Origin of the sequence: Streptomyces cavernicola (assembly GCF_029968035.1) — a bacterium.
GTDB lineage: Bacteria > Actinomycetota > Actinomycetes > Streptomycetales > Streptomycetaceae > Streptomyces > Streptomyces cavernicola.
Genome location: NZ_JASCIQ010000030.1, coordinates 69,942 through 88,949 on the forward strand (window position 1 = coordinate 69,942; position 19,008 = coordinate 88,949).

The 19,008-nt window shown below is 71.6% G+C and carries 15 protein-coding genes; 3 read left to right on the forward strand and 12 right to left on the reverse strand.

Features of this window, described 5'->3' with window-relative positions; translation table 11 throughout:
- Positions 1 to 58: 58 nt before the first annotated feature.
- From infB to rimP, 4 genes are all read right to left on the reverse strand, one after another.
- Positions 59 to 3,112: a translation initiation factor IF-2 gene (gene infB / locus QIS96_RS25820; protein ID WP_282545137.1), complete on the reverse strand. Its 3,054-nt coding sequence runs from the start codon at positions 3,110 to 3,112 to the stop codon at positions 59 to 61.
- A 149-nt stretch (positions 3,113 to 3,261) separates the two neighbouring features.
- Positions 3,262 to 3,570 (reverse strand): YlxR family protein, encoded by a 309-nt coding sequence (locus QIS96_RS25825; RefSeq protein WP_282545138.1) that lies wholly within the window; start codon positions 3,568 to 3,570, stop codon positions 3,262 to 3,264.
- Positions 3,571 to 3,701: 131 nt separating this feature from the next.
- Positions 3,702 to 4,694: a transcription termination factor NusA gene (nusA, locus tag QIS96_RS25830; protein ID WP_282545139.1), complete on the reverse strand. Its 993-nt coding sequence runs from the start codon at positions 4,692 to 4,694 to the stop codon at positions 3,702 to 3,704.
- Positions 4,695 to 4,696: 2 nt separating this feature from the next.
- A complete protein-coding gene (gene rimP / locus QIS96_RS25835) occupies positions 4,697 to 5,221 on the reverse strand; it encodes a ribosome maturation factor RimP (RefSeq protein ID WP_282545140.1) in 525 nt (174 codons plus the stop codon).
- A gap of 177 nt (positions 5,222 to 5,398) precedes the next feature.
- Between rimP and QIS96_RS25840 the strand changes: the two genes are divergently transcribed.
- Genes QIS96_RS25840 through QIS96_RS25850 form a run of 3 tightly spaced genes read left to right on the forward strand, consistent with a single transcriptional unit; the run spans position 5,399 to position 7,378 of the window.
- Entirely contained in the window at positions 5,399 to 5,950 is a 552-nt protein-coding gene (locus QIS96_RS25840) for a hypothetical protein (protein WP_282545141.1), read from the forward strand.
- Entirely contained in the window at positions 5,947 to 6,414 is a 468-nt protein-coding gene (locus tag QIS96_RS25845; RefSeq protein WP_282545142.1) for a ferritin-like domain-containing protein, read from the forward strand. Before QIS96_RS25840 ends, QIS96_RS25845 begins: the two co-directional genes overlap by 4 nt.
- Positions 6,415 to 6,472: 58 nt before the next feature.
- Positions 6,473 to 7,378: an aminoglycoside phosphotransferase family protein gene (locus QIS96_RS25850; protein ID WP_282545171.1), complete on the forward strand. Its 906-nt coding sequence runs from the start codon at positions 6,473 to 6,475 to the stop codon at positions 7,376 to 7,378.
- Between the two features lie 140 nt (positions 7,379 to 7,518).
- On the opposite strand, the gene QIS96_RS25855 is transcribed toward QIS96_RS25850, so the two are convergent.
- From QIS96_RS25855 to QIS96_RS25890, 8 genes are all read right to left on the reverse strand, one after another.
- Positions 7,519 to 9,216: a proline--tRNA ligase gene (locus QIS96_RS25855; protein ID WP_282545143.1), complete on the reverse strand. Its 1,698-nt coding sequence runs from the start codon at positions 9,214 to 9,216 to the stop codon at positions 7,519 to 7,521.
- Between the two features lie 110 nt (positions 9,217 to 9,326).
- Positions 9,327 to 9,866, reverse strand: coding sequence for a GNAT family N-acetyltransferase (locus QIS96_RS25860; protein WP_282545144.1), 540 nt, complete (start codon positions 9,864 to 9,866; stop codon positions 9,327 to 9,329).
- Positions 9,867 to 9,965: 99 nt separating this feature from the next.
- On the reverse strand, positions 9,966 to 10,817 hold the full coding sequence (locus tag QIS96_RS25865) for a GNAT family N-acetyltransferase (RefSeq protein ID WP_282545145.1): 852 nt from the start codon (positions 10,815 to 10,817) through the stop codon (positions 9,966 to 9,968).
- 120 nt (positions 10,818 to 10,937) lie between these two features.
- The gene (gene ispG, locus QIS96_RS25870; RefSeq protein WP_282545146.1) at positions 10,938 to 12,095 is read right to left on the reverse strand and encodes a flavodoxin-dependent (E)-4-hydroxy-3-methylbut-2-enyl-diphosphate synthase; all 1,158 of its coding nucleotides are present in this window, start codon (positions 12,093 to 12,095) and stop codon (positions 10,938 to 10,940) included.
- A gap of 204 nt (positions 12,096 to 12,299) precedes the next feature.
- Positions 12,300 to 13,601, reverse strand: a complete 1,302-nt coding sequence (locus QIS96_RS25875) for a M50 family metallopeptidase (protein WP_282545147.1) — start codon at positions 13,599 to 13,601, stop codon at positions 12,300 to 12,302.
- The gene (gene dxr, locus QIS96_RS25880; protein ID WP_282545148.1) at positions 13,598 to 14,857 is read right to left on the reverse strand and encodes a 1-deoxy-D-xylulose-5-phosphate reductoisomerase; all 1,260 of its coding nucleotides are present in this window, start codon (positions 14,855 to 14,857) and stop codon (positions 13,598 to 13,600) included. Before dxr ends, QIS96_RS25875 begins: the two co-directional genes overlap by 4 nt.
- Positions 14,858 to 15,058: 201 nt before the next feature.
- A complete protein-coding gene (locus QIS96_RS25885) occupies positions 15,059 to 17,008 on the reverse strand; it encodes an acyl-CoA dehydrogenase family protein (RefSeq protein ID WP_282545149.1) in 1,950 nt (649 codons plus the stop codon).
- Positions 17,009 to 17,217: 209 nt separating this feature from the next.
- Positions 17,218 to 18,663 (reverse strand): aldehyde dehydrogenase family protein, encoded by a 1,446-nt coding sequence (locus tag QIS96_RS25890; RefSeq protein ID WP_282545150.1) that lies wholly within the window; start codon positions 18,661 to 18,663, stop codon positions 17,218 to 17,220.
- Positions 18,664 to 19,008: the final 345 nt, after the last annotated feature.

Sequence of the window (19,008 nt, forward strand, 5' to 3'; positions counted from 1 at the left end):
ACGGCCGGGGCCGATCGACGGAAATTCTCCCGTCGACCGGCCCCGGCTCGTTGCTCGATCAGCCGCGCGGCTTCTCGCGCATCTCGTACGTCGCGATGACGTCGTCGATCTTGATGTCGTTGAAGTTTCCGAGGTTGATACCGCCCTCGAAGCCTTCGCGGATCTCGGTGACGTCGTCCTTGAAGCGGCGCAGACCGGTGATCGTGAGGTTCTCGGCGATGACCTTGCCGTCGCGGAGGAGGCGCGCCTTGGTGTTGCGCTTGACCTCTCCGGAGCGGACCAGGACACCGGCGATGTTGCCCAGCTTGGACGAGCGGAAGATCTCGCGGATCTCCGCCGTGCCGAGCTCGACCTCTTCGTACTCCGGCTTGAGCATGCCCTTGAGGGCCGCCTCGATCTCCTCGATCGCCTGGTAGATGACCGAGTAGTACCGGACGTCCACACCCTCGCGCTCGGCCATCTGCGTGGCACGCCCGGCGGCGCGCACGTTGAAGCCGATCACGATGGCGTCGGAGCCCATCGCCAGGTCGATGTCCGACTCGGTGACGGCACCCACACCGCGGTGCAGGACGCGGATGTCGACCTCTTCGCCGACGTCCAGCTGCAGCAGCGAGGACTCGAGGGCCTCGACCGAACCGGACGCATCGCCCTTGATGATGAGGTTGAGCTGCTCGACCTCGCCGGCCTTGAGCACCTTGTCGAGGTCCTCGAGGGACACCCGGCGGGTGCGCTTGGCGAACGCGGCGTTGCGCTCACGGGCGGCGCGCTTCTCGGCGATCTGACGCGCGGTGCGGTCTTCGTCGACAACGAGGAAGTTGTCGCCGGCGCCCGGCACGTTGGTCAGACCGAGGACCAGGACCGGCGTCGAGGGCTCAGCGACCTCGACGTTCTCGCCCTTGTCGTCGAGCATCGCGCGGACACGGCCGTACGCGTCACCGGCGACGAGGGTGTCACCGACGCGCAGCGTGCCTCGCTGGACCAGGACGGTGGCAACCGCACCGCGGCCCTTGTCGAGGTGCGCCTCGATCGCGATGCCCTGCGCGTCCTGCTCCGGGTTGGCCCGCAGGTCGAGCGAGGCGTCGGCGGTGAGGACGACGGCCTCGAGCAGCGAGTCGATGTTCTGACCCTGCTTGGCGGAGATGTCGACGAACATCGTGTCGCCGCCGTACTCCTCGGCCACGAGGCCGTACTCGGTCAGCTGACCGCGCACCTTGGTCGGGTCGGCACCCTCGACGTCGATCTTGTTGACCGCGACCACGATCGGCACGTCGGCCGCCTTGGCGTGGTTCAGCGCCTCGATCGTCTGCGGCATCACACCGTCGTTGGCCGCCACCACGAGGATCGCGATGTCGGTGGACTTCGCACCACGGGCACGCATGGCGGTGAACGCCTCGTGACCGGGGGTGTCGATGAAGGTGATGCGACGGTCGTCGCCGTTGACCTCGGTCGCGACCTGGTAGGCACCGATGTGCTGGGTGATGCCACCGGCCTCGCCCGCGACGACGTTCGTCTTGCGAATGGCGTCGAGGAGGCGGGTCTTACCGTGGTCGACGTGACCCATGACGGTCACTACCGGCGGACGGGAGACCAGCGCGGCCTCGCCGCCCTCGTCCTCGCCCCACTCCAGGTCGAAGGACTCGAGCAGCTCGCGGTCCTCCTCCTCGGGGCTGACGATCTGAACGGTGTAGTTCATCTCGTCACCGAGGAGCGTCAGCGTCTCGTCGGACACCGACTGCGTGGCCGTGACCATCTCGCCGAGGTTCATCATCACCGCGACGAGCGACGCCGGGTTGGCGTTGATCTTCTCGGCGAAGTCGGTGAGCGAGGCACCGCGCGACAGGCGAACGGTCTCGCCGTTGCCGCGAGGCAGCATCACGCCGCCGACCGACGGGGCCTGCATGGCCTCGTACTCCTGGCGCCTCTGCCGCTTCGACTTGCGACCGCGACGCGCGGGACCGCCGGGACGGCCGAAGGCGCCCTGCGTGCCACCACGGCCACCCGGACCACCGGGACGACCGCCGAAGCCGGGACGGCCACCGCCGCCGCCGAAGCCGCCGGGACGACCGCCGCCGCCACCGCCGCCGGGACGACCGGCGAAGCCGCCGCCACCGCCACCGGGACCGCCGGGACGACCGGCGAAGCCGGGACGACCGCCGCCGCCACCGCCGGGACGACCGCCGCCACCGGGACCACGGCCACCGGGGCCGCCGCCGGGACGGGGACCGGCCGCGGGACGCTGCGGCATCATGCCCGGGTTCGGACGGTTACCGCCGCCGGGACGCGGGCCCGCGGCGCCGCCGCCCTGCGGACGAGGCATGCCGCCCGGGGTCGGACGGGCGCCGCCCTGACCCTGCGGACGGGGACCACCCTGGCCGCCGCCCTGACCCTGCGGACGCGGGCCGCCGGGGGCGCCGGGGCCACCCGGACGCGGAGCGCCGCCCGGACGGGGCGCCTGCGGGCGCGCCATGCCGGTGGAGCCACCAGAGGTGAAGGGGTTGTTACCCGGACGCGGACCTGCGGGACGACCGCCGGGACGCGGGGCGCGCTCGCCACCGGGACGCGGGGCACGCTCGCCGCCGGGACGGGCCTGACCCTGACCGCCCTGACCGGGGGCCGGACGGCCGCCGGGCTTGGGGGCGCCGGGACGCGGGGCGCGCTCGGCACGCTCGCCGCCCGGCTTGGGGCCCTGCGCAGCGGCCGGGGGCGCGCTGAACTCGGGCTGAGCCGGGGCCGCCGGGGCGGGCTTGGGCGCCGCCGCGGGCTTCGGACCGGGCGTGGGACGCGGGCCCGGAGTCGGCGCGGGCGCCGCGGGCTTCTCGGCCGCGGCCGGCTTGGGGGCCGGTGCGGGCTTGGGGGCGGCAGGCTTGGCGGCCTGCGCGGGGGACGGTGCCGACGGCTTCGCGGGGGCAGCCTTGCGCGGCGCGGGCTTGGCGGGCTTGCCGCCACCTGCACCACCGGACTGCAGCGCGTCAGTCAGCTTTCGAACAACGGGCGCCTCGATCGTCGAAGACGCCGAACGGACGAATTCACCGAGTTCTTGGAGCTTGGCCATGACGACCTTGCTCTCTACGCCGAACTCCTTGGCGAGTTCGTATACCCGGACCTTAGCCACTTCGCTCCTTTTAGGTCCGGGTTACCGCCGGACCGTCGCTACTTCATGGGCGTACTCATCGCGTACTCATCGAGTGCTCATCGCAATCTCGACCTACTTCCAACTCGCGAGGTACCAGCACCGCACGGCGGTTCCGTGCGCGCACGTTCTTACGGTTTCGCCTGCTCGACATACCGGCTGAGATCCGTGGTGTCGAGCGGACCACGGACGCGGTACGACCGGAGGAACGCTCGGCGGCGGACCGCCATGTCCAGACAGACCAGGGCGGGGTGTACGTACGCACCCCGGCCGGGCAGCGTACCGCGAGGGTCGGGGACGAGGCGGACTCCTTTTTCGGAACCCTCTGCGCCTTCGTCCTCAGCCATCACGATCCGCAGCAGATCGGTCTTGGCCGCTCGCTCCCGGCAGCCCACACAGGTTCGCTCTGGGCATGCTCCGGCATGCGTCCGGCCAGACACGCTTAAGTCTACCTCCCCGCACCGACCTCACCCCTTTGGGGGAAAAATCGAACGGTCGTCGTCTTGATCTCGGCGGAACCCGGCGTGATCCAGCCACACCGGGTTCCCCTCGCCCTGTTCCGGGCTCCGGCTCAGCCCTGGTCCTGCGGCTGCTCCGTGTCCGGGCGGATGTCGATGCGCCAGCCGGTGAGGCGGGCGGCGAGGCGGGCGTTCTGCCCCTCCTTGCCGATGGCGAGCGACAGTTGGTAGTCCGGCACGGTCACCCGGGCCGAGCGCGCGGCGAGGTCCACGATCTCGACCTTGCTGACCCGCGCCGGGGACAGGGCGTTGGCCACCATGTCCGCCGGGTCGTCGGACCAGTCGACGATGTCGATCTTCTCGCCGTTGAGCTCTGCCATGACATTGCGCACACGGCCGCCCATCGGGCCGATGCAGGCGCCCTTGGCGTTCAGACCGGACCGGGTCGAGCGGACCGCGATCTTGGTGCGGTGGCCGGCCTCACGGGCGATGGCGGCGATCTCCACCGAGCCGTCCGCGATCTCCGGCACCTCGAGCGAGAACAGCTTCTTCACGAGGTTCGGATGCGTACGCGAAAGAGTCACCGACGGACCGCGCACGCCCTTGACGGCACGCACCACGTACGACCGCAGGCGCATGCCGTGCTCGTACGTCTCACCGGGGACCTGCTCCTGCACCGGCAGGATCGCCTCGAGCTTGCCGATGTCGACCAGGACGTTCTTCGGGTCGCGGCCCTGCTGGACGACACCGGTGACGATGTCGCCCTCGCGCCCGGCGTACTCGCCGAGCGTCGCGTCGTCCTCGGCGTCGCGCAGGCGCTGCAGGATGACCTGCTTCGCCGTCGTCGCCGCGATCCGGCCGAAGCCGGACGGGGTGTCGTCGAACTCGCGGGCCTCCTGGCCCTCTTCGAGCTCGGCGGCCTCCTCCTTCGCCCAGACCGTCACGTGCCCGCTGTGGCGGTCGAGCTGCACGCGCGCGTGGCGGCGGCTTCCCTCGGTGCGGTGATAGGCGATGAGGAGGGCCGACTCGATCGCCTCGACGAGCAGGTCGAAGGAGATCTCCTTCTCCCGGACCAGACCCCGCAGGGCACTCATGTCGATGTCCACGACTACGCCTCCTCTGTGTTCTCAGTGTTGTCGGCGGGCTTGTTCTTGCGGTTGAACTCGATCTCCACGCGCGCCTTGGCGATGTCGGCGAAGGCGAGGCGGCGGGCGGTGGGCTTGCGCCCCTTCACGCCGGGCACCTCGAGGTCGAGGCCCTCGTCGTCGACCTTCAGGATCCGCGCGATCAGCTCGCCGCCGCCGGCCTCGGCGGTCAGCTGGAACTTCACGAGGCGGTCCACGGCGCGGACGTAGTGGCGGTGCTGGGCGAGCGGCCGGTCGGCACCGGGCGAGGTCACTTCGAGGACGTACTCGCCGTCGCCCATGGCGTCCGCGTCGTCCAGCTTCTCGGAGAGCTCCCGGCTCAGCTCGGCGCAGGTGTCGAGCGAGACACCGCTGTCCGAGTCCACGACCACACGCAGGACACGGCGCTTGCCGGCCGGGGTCACGGTGATCTCTTCGAGATCCAGTTCCTTGGAGGTGACGAGCGGTTCAAGCAGGTCCCGCAGCCTCTCGCTCTGGGTGGTGCTCATCCGGGTGACTCCTCGGCCGCGTGTGCTGTTGTGGTTTGCCGTTCAGGTCTGCGTGTCAGGTCAAAGCGTATCCGGTCGCACAGGGTGTTGCCGTCCACCCGGTCGGTCCGACGGTACGGTGATCACGGGCGTGCCCGCTGGACGCGGAACACCTTCTCTTCTAGCCGTACGAGCCTCATGAGGACGTCTGCCGTGCCCTTCATCTTGCCGTCGCGCGCCGGGAGTGACCGGCCGATTCCCCTTGGACCGAGGCGCAGGGCGGTGCTCGTCTCGGCCGCCGGCGCGGTGCTCCTCGCGGGCTGCACGGACGACGGCGCCGACGCGTCCGGCAAGCGTTCCGGGGCGGTCGAGCAGGCACGCGCGCGGGCGGCCGAGGACAGCGCCGAGTTGCTGAATCGATACGACGCCGTGATCGCCGCCCACCCCGCGCTCGCCGACCGGCTGCACCCGCTGCGCGCCGAAGTGGCGGAGCACGCGAAGGCCTTCGGGGGCTCGGGCGAGCGGCGGGCGGCCGCGCCTTCGGGCTCACCCTCGGCATCGCCGAAGGCGCCCGAGGTACCGGCGGACGAGAAGGGCGCGCTTGCCCAACTTGCCGATGCGGAGCGGCAGTTGGCGGACGGTCGGCGCACCGGCCTGGCCGATGTGCCGGGCGAGCAGGCCAGGCTGTTCGCCTCCGTCGCGGCCGCCGGGGACGCGCACGCGTATCTGCTGAGCGAGGCGGGCCGATGACTGCGAAGGACACGGATCAGCGCATCGAGTCGTACCAGGCGGCGCTGCGCGCGGAGCACGCCGCGATCTACGGCTACGGCGTGGTCGGCGGCAGGATTCGCGAGGGCCGCAGGGACGAGGCGCGTTCCGCGTACGACGCGCACCGGGCCCGCCGCGACGAACTGCAGCGCACCGTGCGCGACCTGGGCGGCAAGCCCGCACAGGCGGAGGCCGCGTACGCGCTGCCGTTCCCGGTGCCGGACTCCCCCGCGGCGGCCCGCCTCGCGGCGCACCTGGAGGACCGGGTGGCCGGGGTGTACGCGGACGTCGTACGGGCCACGGAGGGTGCGCGGCGCCGGGCGGCGGCGGACGCGCTGCGTGAGGCAGCGGTGCGGGCGGTGCGCTGGCGCGGCGGGAGCGTAGCCTTCCCTGGGCTCGCCGAGCGGCATGAGCCCGCTTCGGCTGCTGCGACACCGCAGACCTGAGCCGAGCCGTACCAGAGCAGTCCGCAAGGCCGGAAGGATGCACGCGCGTATGTCGCCCATGTCTTTTGAACCGCCGCAGCGTCTCGTCAGGGCGCTGGGCGAGGCGACGTACGAGGACCCCACCGCCGTGCGGGCCTGGCTGGCGGAGCTGCCCGTACTGCTCGAACGGGCCGTTGAGCGGCTGGAGTTGACGGTCGAGCGGGTGCTCGTGCCGGGTGGCCGTTCCAGTCTCGTGGCCCTGGTCCGGCGGGCCGACGGCACGCCCGCGACGTTGAAGCTGGCCGCGCCCGGCTCCCGCCCGGAGGCGGAGGCGGCGGCGTTGGCGTGCTGGGACGGCTGGGGGGCGTGCAGGCTGCTGCAGGGGCCGGTGGCGGGCGACGGTGCGCTGCTGTTGGAGCGGCTGCAGCCGGAGGTGTCGCTGCGGTCCCTGCCGGAGACGAAGGCGCTCCTGGAGGCGGCGGGGACGGTGCGCCGGCTGTGGGTGGAGCCGCCCGCGGGGCAGGTCTTCGAGACGGTCGCGGAGCGGTCCGCGCGCCTCGCGTCGGCCGTCCGGCCGGCCGACGAGGCGATGCGCCCGCTGGTCGACGCGGCGCTCGCGGCGCGGGACGAGCTGGTCGCCGCGGAGGCCGAACTGCTGCTCCTGCACGGGGACTTCAGGCAGGGCAAGGTCCTCGCGGGCGAGCGCACGCCGTGGCTCGCGGTGGGCCCGCATCCGCTGGTGGGCGAGCGGGCGTACGACCTGGCGGGCCTGGTGCTCGACCGGCTCGACGACCTGGTGGCGGCCAGCGCGGGCGCGGCGACGGGGCGGCGGCGGGTTTCGAAGCTGGCGGATTCGCTGGAGGTGGACCAGGAGCGGGTCCGGAGCTGGACGCTCTTCCGCGCCGTCACCTCCGGCACAGCAGCCCTCCACGCCGGCCGCCGCCCCCAGGCGGAGGTCCTGCTGGAGTTCGCGTCCTGGCTGTGAGGCGGGTGCGGGTGGGGTGCCTGCGGCGGGCTTTTCTCCCCGCCCCGCCCCTTCCCGAAACCGGGGGCTCTGTCCCCGGACCCCCGCTCCTCAAACGCCGGAGGGGCTAATTCTCAGCCCCTCCGGCGTATTTGGGTACGTCAGCCGACGATCTTCGCGATCGCCTCCGCCACCGGCAGCTCCTCGCGCTCGCCCGTGCGGCGGTCCTTGAGCTCGACGACGCCTTCGGCGGTGCGGCGGCCCGCGACCAGGATGGTGGGGACGCCGAAGAGTTCCGCGTCGGTGAACTTGACGCCCGGGGAGACGCCCGCGCGGTCGTCGACCAGGACGCGGACGCCGGCCTCGGCGAGCTGCTCGGAGACCGAGAGGGCGAGCTCCGTCTGGGCGGCCTTGCCGGCGGCGACCACGTGCACGTCGGCCGGGGCGACCTCCTTCGGCCAGACCAGGCCCTTGTCGTCGGCGTGCTGCTCGGCGAGTGCGGCGACGGCGCGGGAGACGCCGACTCCGTACGAGCCCATGGTCACGCGGACGGGCTTGCCGTTCTGGCCGAGGACGTCGAGCTGGAAGGCGTCGGCGTACTTGCGGCCGAGCTGGAAGATGTGGCCGATCTCGATGGCGCGGTCGAGCACCAGGCCGGTGCCGCAGTTGGGGCAGGGGTCGCCCTCCTGGACGACCACGACGTCGACGTACTCGTCGACCTCGAAGTCACGGCCCGCGACGACGTTCCTGGCGTGCACGCCGTCCTTGTTGGCGCCGGTGATCCAGGCCGTGCCGGGGGCGATGCGCGGGTCGGCGAGGAACGTGACCTTCTCCAGGCCCTGCGGGCCGACATAGCCCTTGACCAGGTCGGCGCGCTCCTCGAAGTCCTCGGGGCCGACCAGCTCGACGGCGGCCGGGGCGAAGTGGGCCTCGACCTTGTCCATGTCGACCTCGCGGTCGCCGGGGACGCCCACGCCGATGATCTCGCCGTCGACCTTCACGAGCAGGTTCTTCAGCGTGGCGGAGGCCGGGACCTGCATGTACGCGGCGAGCGTCTCGATGGTCGGGGTGTCCGGCGTGGGCACCTCTTCGAGGGCGGGCACGGAGGAGCCGTCGACCGGCTTCAGCTCGACGGAGACGGCCTCGGTGTTGGCCGCGTAGTCGCAGGCCGGGCAGTCGGCGAAGGTGTCCTCGCCGGCGGCGGCCGGGGCGAGGAACTCCTCGGACTTGGAGCCGCCCATGGCGCCCGCGGTGGCGGCGCAGATGCGGTAGTCGAGGCCGAGGCGCTCGAAGATCCGCTGGTAGGCGGCGCGGTGCAGGGCGTACGACTCGGCGAGGCCCTCGTCGGCGGTGTCGAAGGAGTACGAGTCCTTCATCGTGAACTCGCGGCCGCGCAGGATGCCGGCGCGGGGGCGGGCCTCGTCGCGGTACTTGGTCTGGATCTGGTAGAGGATCACCGGCAGGTCCTTGTAGGACGTGCACTGGTCCTTGACGAGGAGGGTGAAGATCTCCTCGTGGGTGGGGCCGAGGAGGTAGTCGCCGCCCCTGCGGTCGTTGAGGCGGAACAGCTCGGCGCCGTACTCCTCCCAGCGGCCGGTCGCCTCGTAGGGCTCCTTGGGCAGGAGGGCGGGGAGCAGGACCTCCTGGGCGCCGATGGCGTCCATCTCCTCGCGGACGATGCGCTCGACGTTGGCGAGGACCTTCTTGCCGAGCGGCAGCCAGGACCAGACGCCGGCGGCGGTGCGGCGCACGAAGCCGCCGCGGACGAGCAGCTTGTGGCTGAGGACCTCGGCGTCCGCCGGGTCGTCGCGCAGTGTCTTGACCATCAATCGGGACATGCGCTGGACCTGGGCTGCCATGGTGATCTCCTGCTGGGGAAAGCGTCGAATGCTCAGGAGGTTAGCCGGGGCACGGGCGGGTTCGGAAATCCATATCCGTGAGCCCTGTTCCTGCGATGCCCTTGCGCGGGTCAGCGGCGGCGCAGCGGCAGGGGTGCGCCCATCACCGCGTACGGCCTGGGGGCGCTGGGGAAGACGACGTTGCGGGCGAGGTCGGTGTAGCCGAGGGAGCGGTAGAGGCCGCGGGCGGGGCTGTCGGTGTCGATCGCGGAGAGGATCGAGCGGGGCTGGGCGGCGGCGTCGGTGAGGGTGGTGATGAGGGTGCGTCCGATGCCGCGGTACTGGTGGCGCGGGTGGACGTGGAGTTCGGTGATGACGAAGGAGTCGTCGAGCCAGAAGTCGGTGCCCTGGGCGCGCAGATAGGGCTCGACGACGCTGGACCACCAGTGGGCGCGGTCGTTGGGCATGCCGTAGACGAAGCCGACGAGGCGGCCCTCGGGGGTGGTGGCGCCGAGGGCGCGGGCGCCGGGGTAGGTGACGTGCCGCAGCACGATCTGGCGGCGTACGGCGATCTCGTCGTCGCCGAGCCCGAAGGCGAGGGCCTGCACGGCGAGGGCCTCGTCCACGTGGGCGGCGAGGTCGAGGGGCCCGATCGCGACGTCGTCAGTCATGCCGGAACCCTACTTCGCTGCGCAGGGCTCCCCCAGAGGTTCAGACAGAGCTTCGGAGAGAGGTTCGGGCAGCGCTTCGGGCAGAGGTTCTGGCGGGGCTCAGAACAGCACGCTCATGAACGAGCCGACCTCGGTGAAGCCGACATGGCGGTACGAGGCGCGGGCGGCGGTGTTGAAGTCGTTGACGTACAGGCTGACGATCGGGGCGACGTCCGCGAGGGCGTACCGCACGACGGCGGCCATGCCCTGCACGGAGAGGCCCTTGCCGCGGTGCTCGGGGGCGACCCAGACGCCCTGGATCTGGCAGGCCTCGGGGGTGGCGGCGCCGATCTCGGCCTTGAAGACGACCTGCCCGGTGGCGGGGTCGAGGCGGGCGAACGACCGCCCGGCGCCGACGAGTTCGGCGACCCGGGCCTGGTAGAGGAGCCCGCCGTCCCCGGCTAGCGGGGAGACGCCGACCTCCTCGGTGAACATGGCCACGCACGCCGGCATGATCACGTCCATCTCGTCCTTGCGGATCCGGCGGACGTACGGGTCGGGCTCGACGTCGTCGGGGAGCCGGTCGGTGACCATGAGGGGCTGGTGGCCGCGGATCTCGCGGGCGGGGCCCCAGTGCGGTTCGAGGAGCCGCCAGAGCTGGGCGGTGGGTTCGGCGGGGCCGACGATGGAGGAGCAGCGGCGGCCGGCCCGGCGGGCGCGCTCGGCGAAGGCGCGGACGGCGTCGGGACCCGCGCAGATCGGGACGAGGTTGGCGCCCGCGTAGCAGAGTGAGCGGAGCCTGCCGTCGGCGTACCAGCCCCACATCTCGCCGCCGAGGCGCCAGGGGTCGAGGCCCGCGACGCGGACGCGCGAGGTGACGAAGGCGTTGTTGACCGGCTCGCGCCCGAGGACGTCCAGGGCGGCGTCCAGATCTGCGGGGCCGAGCACCCTGGTGGTCGTCTGGGTCAACACGTTCGCTGGGGCCTCACCGTGAAGTTGCCGATCTCCGCACTGTACCTGGCATGACTGAACCCCGTCCCGGCGAGCTGACGGGACAGGGTTCAGGGGTTCAGGTCGTACGGGGGGGCTGGGTCAGCCGGCGACCGAGACCTCGGGCTCGCCGGAGAGCACGCCGTCCTTCTCCATCTGCTCGGCGATCTTCATCGCCTCCTCGATGAGGGTCTCCACGATCTTCGACTCGGGGACGGTCTTGATGACCTCGCCCTTGACGAAGATCTGGCCCTTGCCGTTGCCGGAGGCGACGCCGAGGTCGGCCTCGCGGGCCTCGCCGGGGCCGTTGACGACGCAGCCCATGACGGCGACGCGCAGCGGGACCTCCATGCCGTCGAGGCCGGCGGTGACCTCTTCGGCGAGCTTGTAGACGTCGACCTGGGCGCGGCCGCAGGACGGGCAGGAGACGATCTCCAGGCGGCGCGGCTTGAGGTTGAGGGACTCCAGGATGGAGTTGCCGACCTTGATCTCCTCGACCGGCGGGGCCGACAGGGAGACGCGGATGGTGTCGCCGATGCCCTCGGAGAGCAGCGCGCCGAATGCGACGGCGGACTTGATGGTGCCCTGGAAGGCGGGGCCGGCCTCGGTGACGCCGAGGTGCAGCGGGTAGTCGCACTGGGCGGCGAGCTGGCGGTAGGCGTTGACCATCACGACCGGGTCGTTGTGCTTAACCGAGATCTTGATGTCGCGGAAGCCGTGCTCCTCGAAGAGGGAGGCCTCCCAGAGGGCGGACTCGACGAGCGCCTCGGGGGTGGCCTTGCCGTACTTCTGCAGCAGGCGGCGGTCCAGGGAGCCGGCGTTGACGCCGATGCGGATCGGGGTGCCCGCGTCGCCGGCGGCCTTGGCGATCTCCTTGACCTTGTCGTCGAACTGCTTGATGTTGCCGGGGTTGACGCGGACCGCGGCGCAGCCGGCGTCGATGGCGGCGAACACGTACTTCGGCTGGAAGTGGATGTCGGCGATGACCGGGATCTGCGACTTCTTCGCGATCACCGGCAGCGCGTCGGCGTCGTCCTGCGTCGGGCAGGCCACGCGGACGATCTGGCAGCCGGAGGCGGTGAGCTCGGCGATCTGCTGGAGCGTGGCGCCGATGTCGGACGTACGGGTGGTGGTCATCGACTGCACCGACACCGGGGCGTCGCCGCCGACAGCGACCGTGCCGACCTGGATCTGCCGGGACTTGCGCCGTTCGGCGAGCTTGGTCGGTACGGACGGCATTCCCAGAGAAATAGCAGTCATCTGCTGTGCAACCCCAAGGTGTGGATCAGGTGGGCCGATGGGGGCGATCGTGCCCCGCGCTCGGCGGGCTCCGGCTGTCGAGATTACGGCACTGGCGGGGGCCGGGGCACATCGCACCGCGCGGACCACCTCACGCGGACGGCCGGGCACGAAGTGTGCCCGGCCGTTGTGCACCGTGTGCTGACGCGTGGTGGCGCGCTGGGGTCAGGAGATTCTGACCGGGTTAACGACGTCGGCGATCAGCACCAGAATGGTGAAGCAGACGAAGATCCCGGCCACCACATAGGCGACGGGCATCAGCTTCGCCACGTCGAACGGTCCGGGGTCGGGCCGCTTCAGGAGCTTGGCGAAGCCGCGCCGCAGCGACTCCCACACGGCGCCCGCGATGTGGCCGCCGTCCAGCGGCAGCAGCGGGAGCATGTTGAACAGGAACAGGGAGAGGTTGAAGCCCGCGACGAGGAACAGCATCATCGCGATCTGGTTCTCCGGCGGGATGTCCAGGGTGAACACCTCGCCGCCGACGCGGGCCGCGCCGACCACGCCCATCGGGGAGTCCTGCTTGCGCTCGCCGTCGCCGAAGGCCGCGTCCCACAGGTCGGGGACCTTCGACGGGAGGGCGATGAGGGACTCGACGCCGTTCTCCATCATGTCGCCCATGCGGGCCACGGACTCGCCGAAGGACTGCTCGACGATGCCGGAGGCCGGGGTGAAGCCGAGGAAACCGGCGGTGACGTACTCGCCCTCGACGTAGCCGCCCTCGCCGTCGGTCTTGCTGACCTTGTTCTCGATCAGGTCGGCCTTGAGGACCTTGCGGACGCCGTCGCGCTCGACCGTGATGGTGGCCGGGCCGGTGGTGTCGCGGATGCGGTCCTGCAGGACGGACCACTCGGAGACTGGCCTGCCGTCGAACGCCACGATGGTGTCGCCCGGTTCGAGGCCTGCGGCCTTGGCGGGGGCGGGCTTGTCGCCCTTCTCGCAGGTGGAGCGGTTCTCGCTCTGGGCGATGACGCAGTCGGAGACCTTGCTGACCGTGGTGGTGGTCTCGTTCCAGCCGAAGGTCATCAGGACGCCGAGGAAGATCGCGACGGCCAGGATGAGGTTCATGAACGGCCCGGCGAACATCACGATGACGCGCTTCCACGGCTTGCGCGTGTAGAACAGCCGCTTCTCGTCGCCGGGTTGGAGCTCCTCGAAGGCGGCCGAGCGGGCGTCCTCGATCATGCCGCGCCAGGGCGAGGTGGAGCGGGCCTCCATCCGTCCGTCGGGGCCCGGCGGGAACATCCCGATCATGCGGATGTAGCCGCCGAGGGGGACGGCCTTGATGCCGTACTCGGTCTCGCCCTTCTTGCGCGACCAGAGGGTCGGGCCGAAGCCGACCATGTACTGGGGCACGCGGATGCCGAACAACTTGGCCGTCGACAGATGTCCCAGCTCGTGCCAGGCGATCGAGAAGAGCAGCCCGATCACGAAGACCACTATGCCGAGGATCATCATCAGGGTCGTCATGCACGAGCCTCCGCGGTCGCCTTGGCGGACAGTTCACGGGCCCGGGTGCGGGCCCAGGCGTCCGCTTCGAGGACGTCCGACACCGTGAGCGAGGTTCCCGTACGGGGCGTGCCGTGCTCGGCGACGACCCGGGTGACGGTCTCCATGATGCCGAGGTAGGGCAGCTTCCCGTTGAGGAAGGCGTCCACGCACTCCTCGTTGGCGGCGTTGAACACGGCCGGGGCGGTGGAGCCGAGCTCGCCGACGTGCCGGGCCAGGTTCACCGCCGGGAAGGCCTCGTCGTCCAGCGGGAAGAACTCCCAGCTGGAGGCCTTGGTCCAGTCGAAGGCGGGGGCCGCGTCCGGGACCCGCTCGGGCCAGCCGACGCCGATGGCGATCGGGCCGCGCATGTCCGGCGGGGTGGCCTGGGCGAGCGTGGAGCCGTCGGTGAACTCGACCATGGAGTGCACGTACGACTGGGGGTGGACGACGACCTCGATGCGGTCGAAGGGGATGTCGTAGAGGAGGTGCGCCTCGATGACCTCCAGGCCCTTGTTGACCAGGGTCGAGCTGTTGACTGTGATCACCGGGCCCATGGCCCAGGTCGGGTGCGCGAGCGCGTCCTCGGGCGTGACGTCGGCGAGCTGGTCCTTCGTACGGCCGCGGAAGGGGCCGCCGGAGGCGGTGACGACGAGCTTGCGGACGTCGGCGCGGGTGCCGGAGGCCAGGGCCTGGAAGAGCGCGGCGTGCTCGGAGTCGACCGGGATGATCTGGCCGGGCTTCGCGATGGCCTTGACCAGCGGGCCGCCGACGATCAGCGACTCCTTGTTGGCGAGGGCGAGCGTGCGGCCCGCCTCCAGGGCGGCCAGGGTCGGGGCGAGGCCGATGGAGCCGGTGATGCCGTTGAGGACGGTGTGGCAGTCCGATGCGGCGACCTGGGTGGCGGCGTCCGGTCCCGCGAGGATCTCGGGGAGCGGTTCGCCGGGGCCGTACTGGGCGGCGAGCGCCTCGCGCAGGGCGGGCGCCGCGTCCTCGCGGGCGACCGCGACGGTGCGCACGCGCAGCCGTCTGGCCTGTTCGGCGAGCAGCCCCACGCGTCCGCCGGCGGCGGACAGTGCGGTCACGCGGAAGCGGTCGGGATTGCGCAGGACCAGGTCTACGGCCTGGGTGCCGATGGATCCCGTCGAGCCCAGGACGACGATGTCCCGGGGGCCGTCATCCGTCACCGGGTCGAAGACCAGATGCGGATCGGCGAGAGGCGTTGGACTGTCGCTCATGCACCCATTGTTGCGTGGGTTCTTGTGGATCCGGACAGGGTGCCCTCTGAGTCGGCGCGTAGGGGTTGCTGTTTCGTCGCCGGGTGCGGCCCGTCGTGGGCCGGTCGCGCAGTTCCCCGCGCCCCTGAAGGCCTGCGGCTGCGCCGCGCCTTCCCGGGCCGCACCCGGCGACGAAATCGAACCCCCGCGGCGGGGTGCGGCTCAGCGGATCGGCCGGTGGACGTTCTCCCTCTTCGTGGGGCCCGGGGTCGCCTCGGCGATCCAGGGGCCCTCGCCGCTCGGGTCGACGACGCCCTCCTCCAGCCAGGCGTACGTGCCGGACAGGACGCCGCGTACGACCTTGCGGTCCAGGTCGTCGGTGTTGGCCCAGAGGCGGCCGAAGAGCTCCTCGACGCGCAGCCGGGACTGGCGGCAGAAGGCGTCGGCGAGCTGGTACGCCTCGCGGCCGTGGTCGTCGGTGGTGCGGAGGAGCTCCGCGCGGACGCAGGCGGCGCTCATCGCGAAGAGCTCCGCGCCGATGTCGACGATCCGGCCGAGGAAGCCCTGCTTGGTCTCCATCCGGCCCTGCCAGCGGGACATGGCGTAGAAGGTGGAGCGGGCGAGTTTGCGCGAGGTGCGTTCCACGTACCGCAGGTGGGCGGCGAGGTCCGGGTGGCCCGCCGGGTGGAAGTCGCCGTAGGCGAGCGGGAGTTGGCCGGGGCCCGCGACGAGTTTCGGCAGCCAGCGGGCGTAGAAGCCGCCGGCGCGGGCACCGGCCTTGGCCTTGTCGCCGAGGGTCTTGTCGGGGTCGATGAGGTCGCCGGCGGCCTTGAGGTGGGCGTCGACGGCCTCGCGGGCGATCAGCAGGTGCATGATCTCGGTGGAGCCCTCGAAGATCCGGTTGATGCGCAGGTCGCGCAGGACCTGCTCGGCGGGGACGGCGCGTTCGCCGCGGGCGGCGAGCGAATCGGCGGTCTCGAAGCCGCGGCCGCCGCGGATCTGCACCAACTCGTCGGCCATCAGGCAGCCCATCTCGGAGCCGTAGAGCTTGGCGAGGGCTGCCTCGATGCGGATGTCGTTGCGGTTCTCGTCGGCCATCTGCGAGGAGAGGTCGAGGACGGCCTCCAGGGCGAAGGTGGTGGCCGCGATGAAGGAGATCTTGCTGCCGACGGCCTCGTGCAGGGCGATCGGGCGGCCCCACTGCTCGCGTTCGGCGGACCACTCGCGGGCGATCTTCAGGCACCACTTGCCGGCGCCGACGCACATCGCGGGCAGCGAGAGGCGCCCGGTGTTGAGGGTGGTGAGGGCGATCTTCAGGCCTGCGCCCTCGGGGCCGATGCGGCGCTCGGCGGGGACGCGTACGCGGTGGAAGCGGGTGACGCCGTTCTCCAGGCCGCGCAGGCCCATGAAGGCGTTGCGGTTCTCCACGGTGACACCCTCGGCGGCGGCCTCGACGAGGAACGCGGTAATGCCGCCGGGATGCCCCTCGGACTTCGGGACGCGGGCCATGACGACGAGCAGGTCGGCGACGACGCCGTTGGTGGTCCACAGCTTCACGCCGTCCAGGACGTAGCCGTCCCCCTCCGGTACCGCGGTGGTGGCGAGGCGGGCCGGGTCGGAGCCGACGTCCGGCTCGGTGAGCAGGAACGCGGAGATGTCGGTGGTGGCGAGGCGCGGCAGGAACGTGTCCTTCTGCTCCTGGCTGCCGAAGAGCTTCAGCGGCTGGGGCGCGCCGATGGACTGGTGCGCAGAGAGCAGCGCGCCGAGCGAGGGGTTGGCGGAGCCGACGAGGGCGAGGGCCTTGTTGTAGTAGACCTGCGTGAGGCCGAGGCCGCCGTACTTGGTGTCGATCTTCATGCCGAGGGCGCCGAGCTCCTTGAGCCCCTTGATCACCTCGTCGGGGATGCGCGCCTCACGGTCGATGAGCGCGCCGTCGACCTTGGTCTCGCAGAACTCGCGCAGCCGCGCCAGGAACGCCTCACCGCGCCGGGTGTCCTCGTCGGCGGGCAGCGGGTGCGGGTGGATGAGGTCGAGCCGGAACCGGCCGAGGAACAGCTCCTTGGCGAAGCTCGGCTTGCGCCACTCCTGTTCCCTGGCCGCCTCGGCGACCTGCCGCGCCTCCCGCTCGGAGACCTTCGGCTCCCTGGACTCCCTGGACGTCCCTGCCGACATGTAGGGCTCACCTCGCCGCGCATCGGGGGTTCTCACCGGCGGATCGGACCGACCGGTGCTACGTGCTCGTATCTACCCGAATACGAAGATCCCCACCAGGCCGGGCGTCGCGTTCGGCGCAACACCCGCCCGCGACGGCGTGCGGCTCGCATGCGGAGGCGGCCGGAACCCCGCACAGGTTCCGGCCGCCTCTTTGGGGTCGTACGCGCTTACAGCTCCAGGCCGGTCAGGACCAGGACGCGCTCGTACGTGTAGTCCGCCATGGCGTGCGCGACGCCCTCGCGGCCGACGCCGGACTTCTTCACGCCGCCGTACGGCATCTGGTCGGCGCGGTAGGACGGCACGTCGCCGACGATCACGCCGCCGACCTCCAGGGCGCGGTGGGCGCGGAAGGCGCGCTGCACGTCGTGCGTGAACACACCTGCCTGCAGGCCGTACTTGGAGTCGTTGACGGCCTCGAAGGCGGCCTGCTCGCCGTCGACCTTGGTGACGGTGAGGACCGGGCCGAAGACCTCCTCGGTGGCGAGGGTGGCGTCGGCGGGGACGTCGGCGAGGACGGTCGGGGCGTACGAGGCGCCCTCGCGCTTGCCGCCGGCCAGGAGGGTCGCGCCCGCGGCGACGGCCTCGTCCACCCAGGTCTCGACGCGCTTGGCGGCGTTCTCGTCGACCAGCGGGCCGACCTCGGTGGCCGCGTCCGACGGGTCGCCGGTGACCTGCGCCTCGACGGCGGCGACGATGCGGGGCAGCAGCCGGTCGTAGACGGAGGCGTCGGCGATCACGCGCTGCACGGAGATGCAGGACTGGCCGCCCTGGTAGTTCGAGAAGGTCGCGATGCGGCTCGCGGCCCAGTCGAGGTCGGCGTCGGAGGAGAAGTCGTCGAGGACGACCGCTGCGCCGTTGCCGCCCAGCTCCAGGGTGATGTGCTTGCGCGGCGCCGAGTCCATGATCGCGTAGCCGACCTTCTCGGAGCCGGTGAAGGAGATGACCGGCAGGCGCTCGTCCTGGACCAGGGCCGGCATCTTCTCGTTGGCGACCGGGAGGACCGAGACGGAGCCCTCGGGCAGGTCCGTCTCGGCGAGCAGCTCACCGAGGATCAGGCCGGAGAGCGGGGTGGACGGGGCGGGCTTCAGGATGATCGGGGCACCGGCGGCGATGGCCGGGGCGACCTTGTGCGCGCACAGGTTCAGCGGGAAGTTGAACGGCGCGATGCCGAGGACCACGCCGCGCGGGAAGCGGCGGGTGAGGGCGAGCCGGCCCTGGCCGCCCGCGTCGGTGTCCAGGCGCTGGGCGTCGCCGCCGTTGAAGCGGCGGGCCTCCTCGGCCGCGAAGCGGAACACGGAGACGGCGCGGCCGACCTCGCCGCGGGCCCACTTGATCGGCTTGCCGTTCTCGGCGGAGATCAGCTGGGCGATCTCCTCGGTGCGCTCGGTCAGGCGCTTGGTGACGTGGTCGAGGGCTGCGGCCCGCACGTGGGCGGGGGTCGCGGAGAGCGCCTCGCGCGCGGCGTACGCGGCGGCGACGGCCTCTTCGACCTGGGCGTCGGTCGGGACGCTCACGCGGCCGACGGTGCGGCCGTCCCAGGGCGAGGTGACGTCGAAGGTGGAGTCGCCGGTGGCCTGGCGGCCGGCGAGCCAGAAGGCAGTGGTGTCGGTCATGGTGCCCGGCCCTTCCGCGGTGGTGTGTCTGGGGGTTTCGCCCTTCACGGTAGGGCCGTCCGCGCGAAGTTCGTCTTGTACGAGGTGGAGGGGTTGAGGCGGGGTGGGTGCCGGAGTGGCAGGGGTGCGGGGTTGCATTCTCCCCACCCCGCCCCTTCCCGAAAGTCCTGCGGACAGCCCCGGGGCTCCGCCCCGGACCCCGGGGTTGTTGTTCGTCTGCGGCACCGCTGTGGCTGGTCGCGCAGTTCCCCGCGCCCCTGTCGGGGCTGTTTTTCAGGGGCGCGGGGAACTGCGCGAGCAACCACGATGGCGCCGCAGCCGAACGATGTCCCAGCGGGGCAGGGG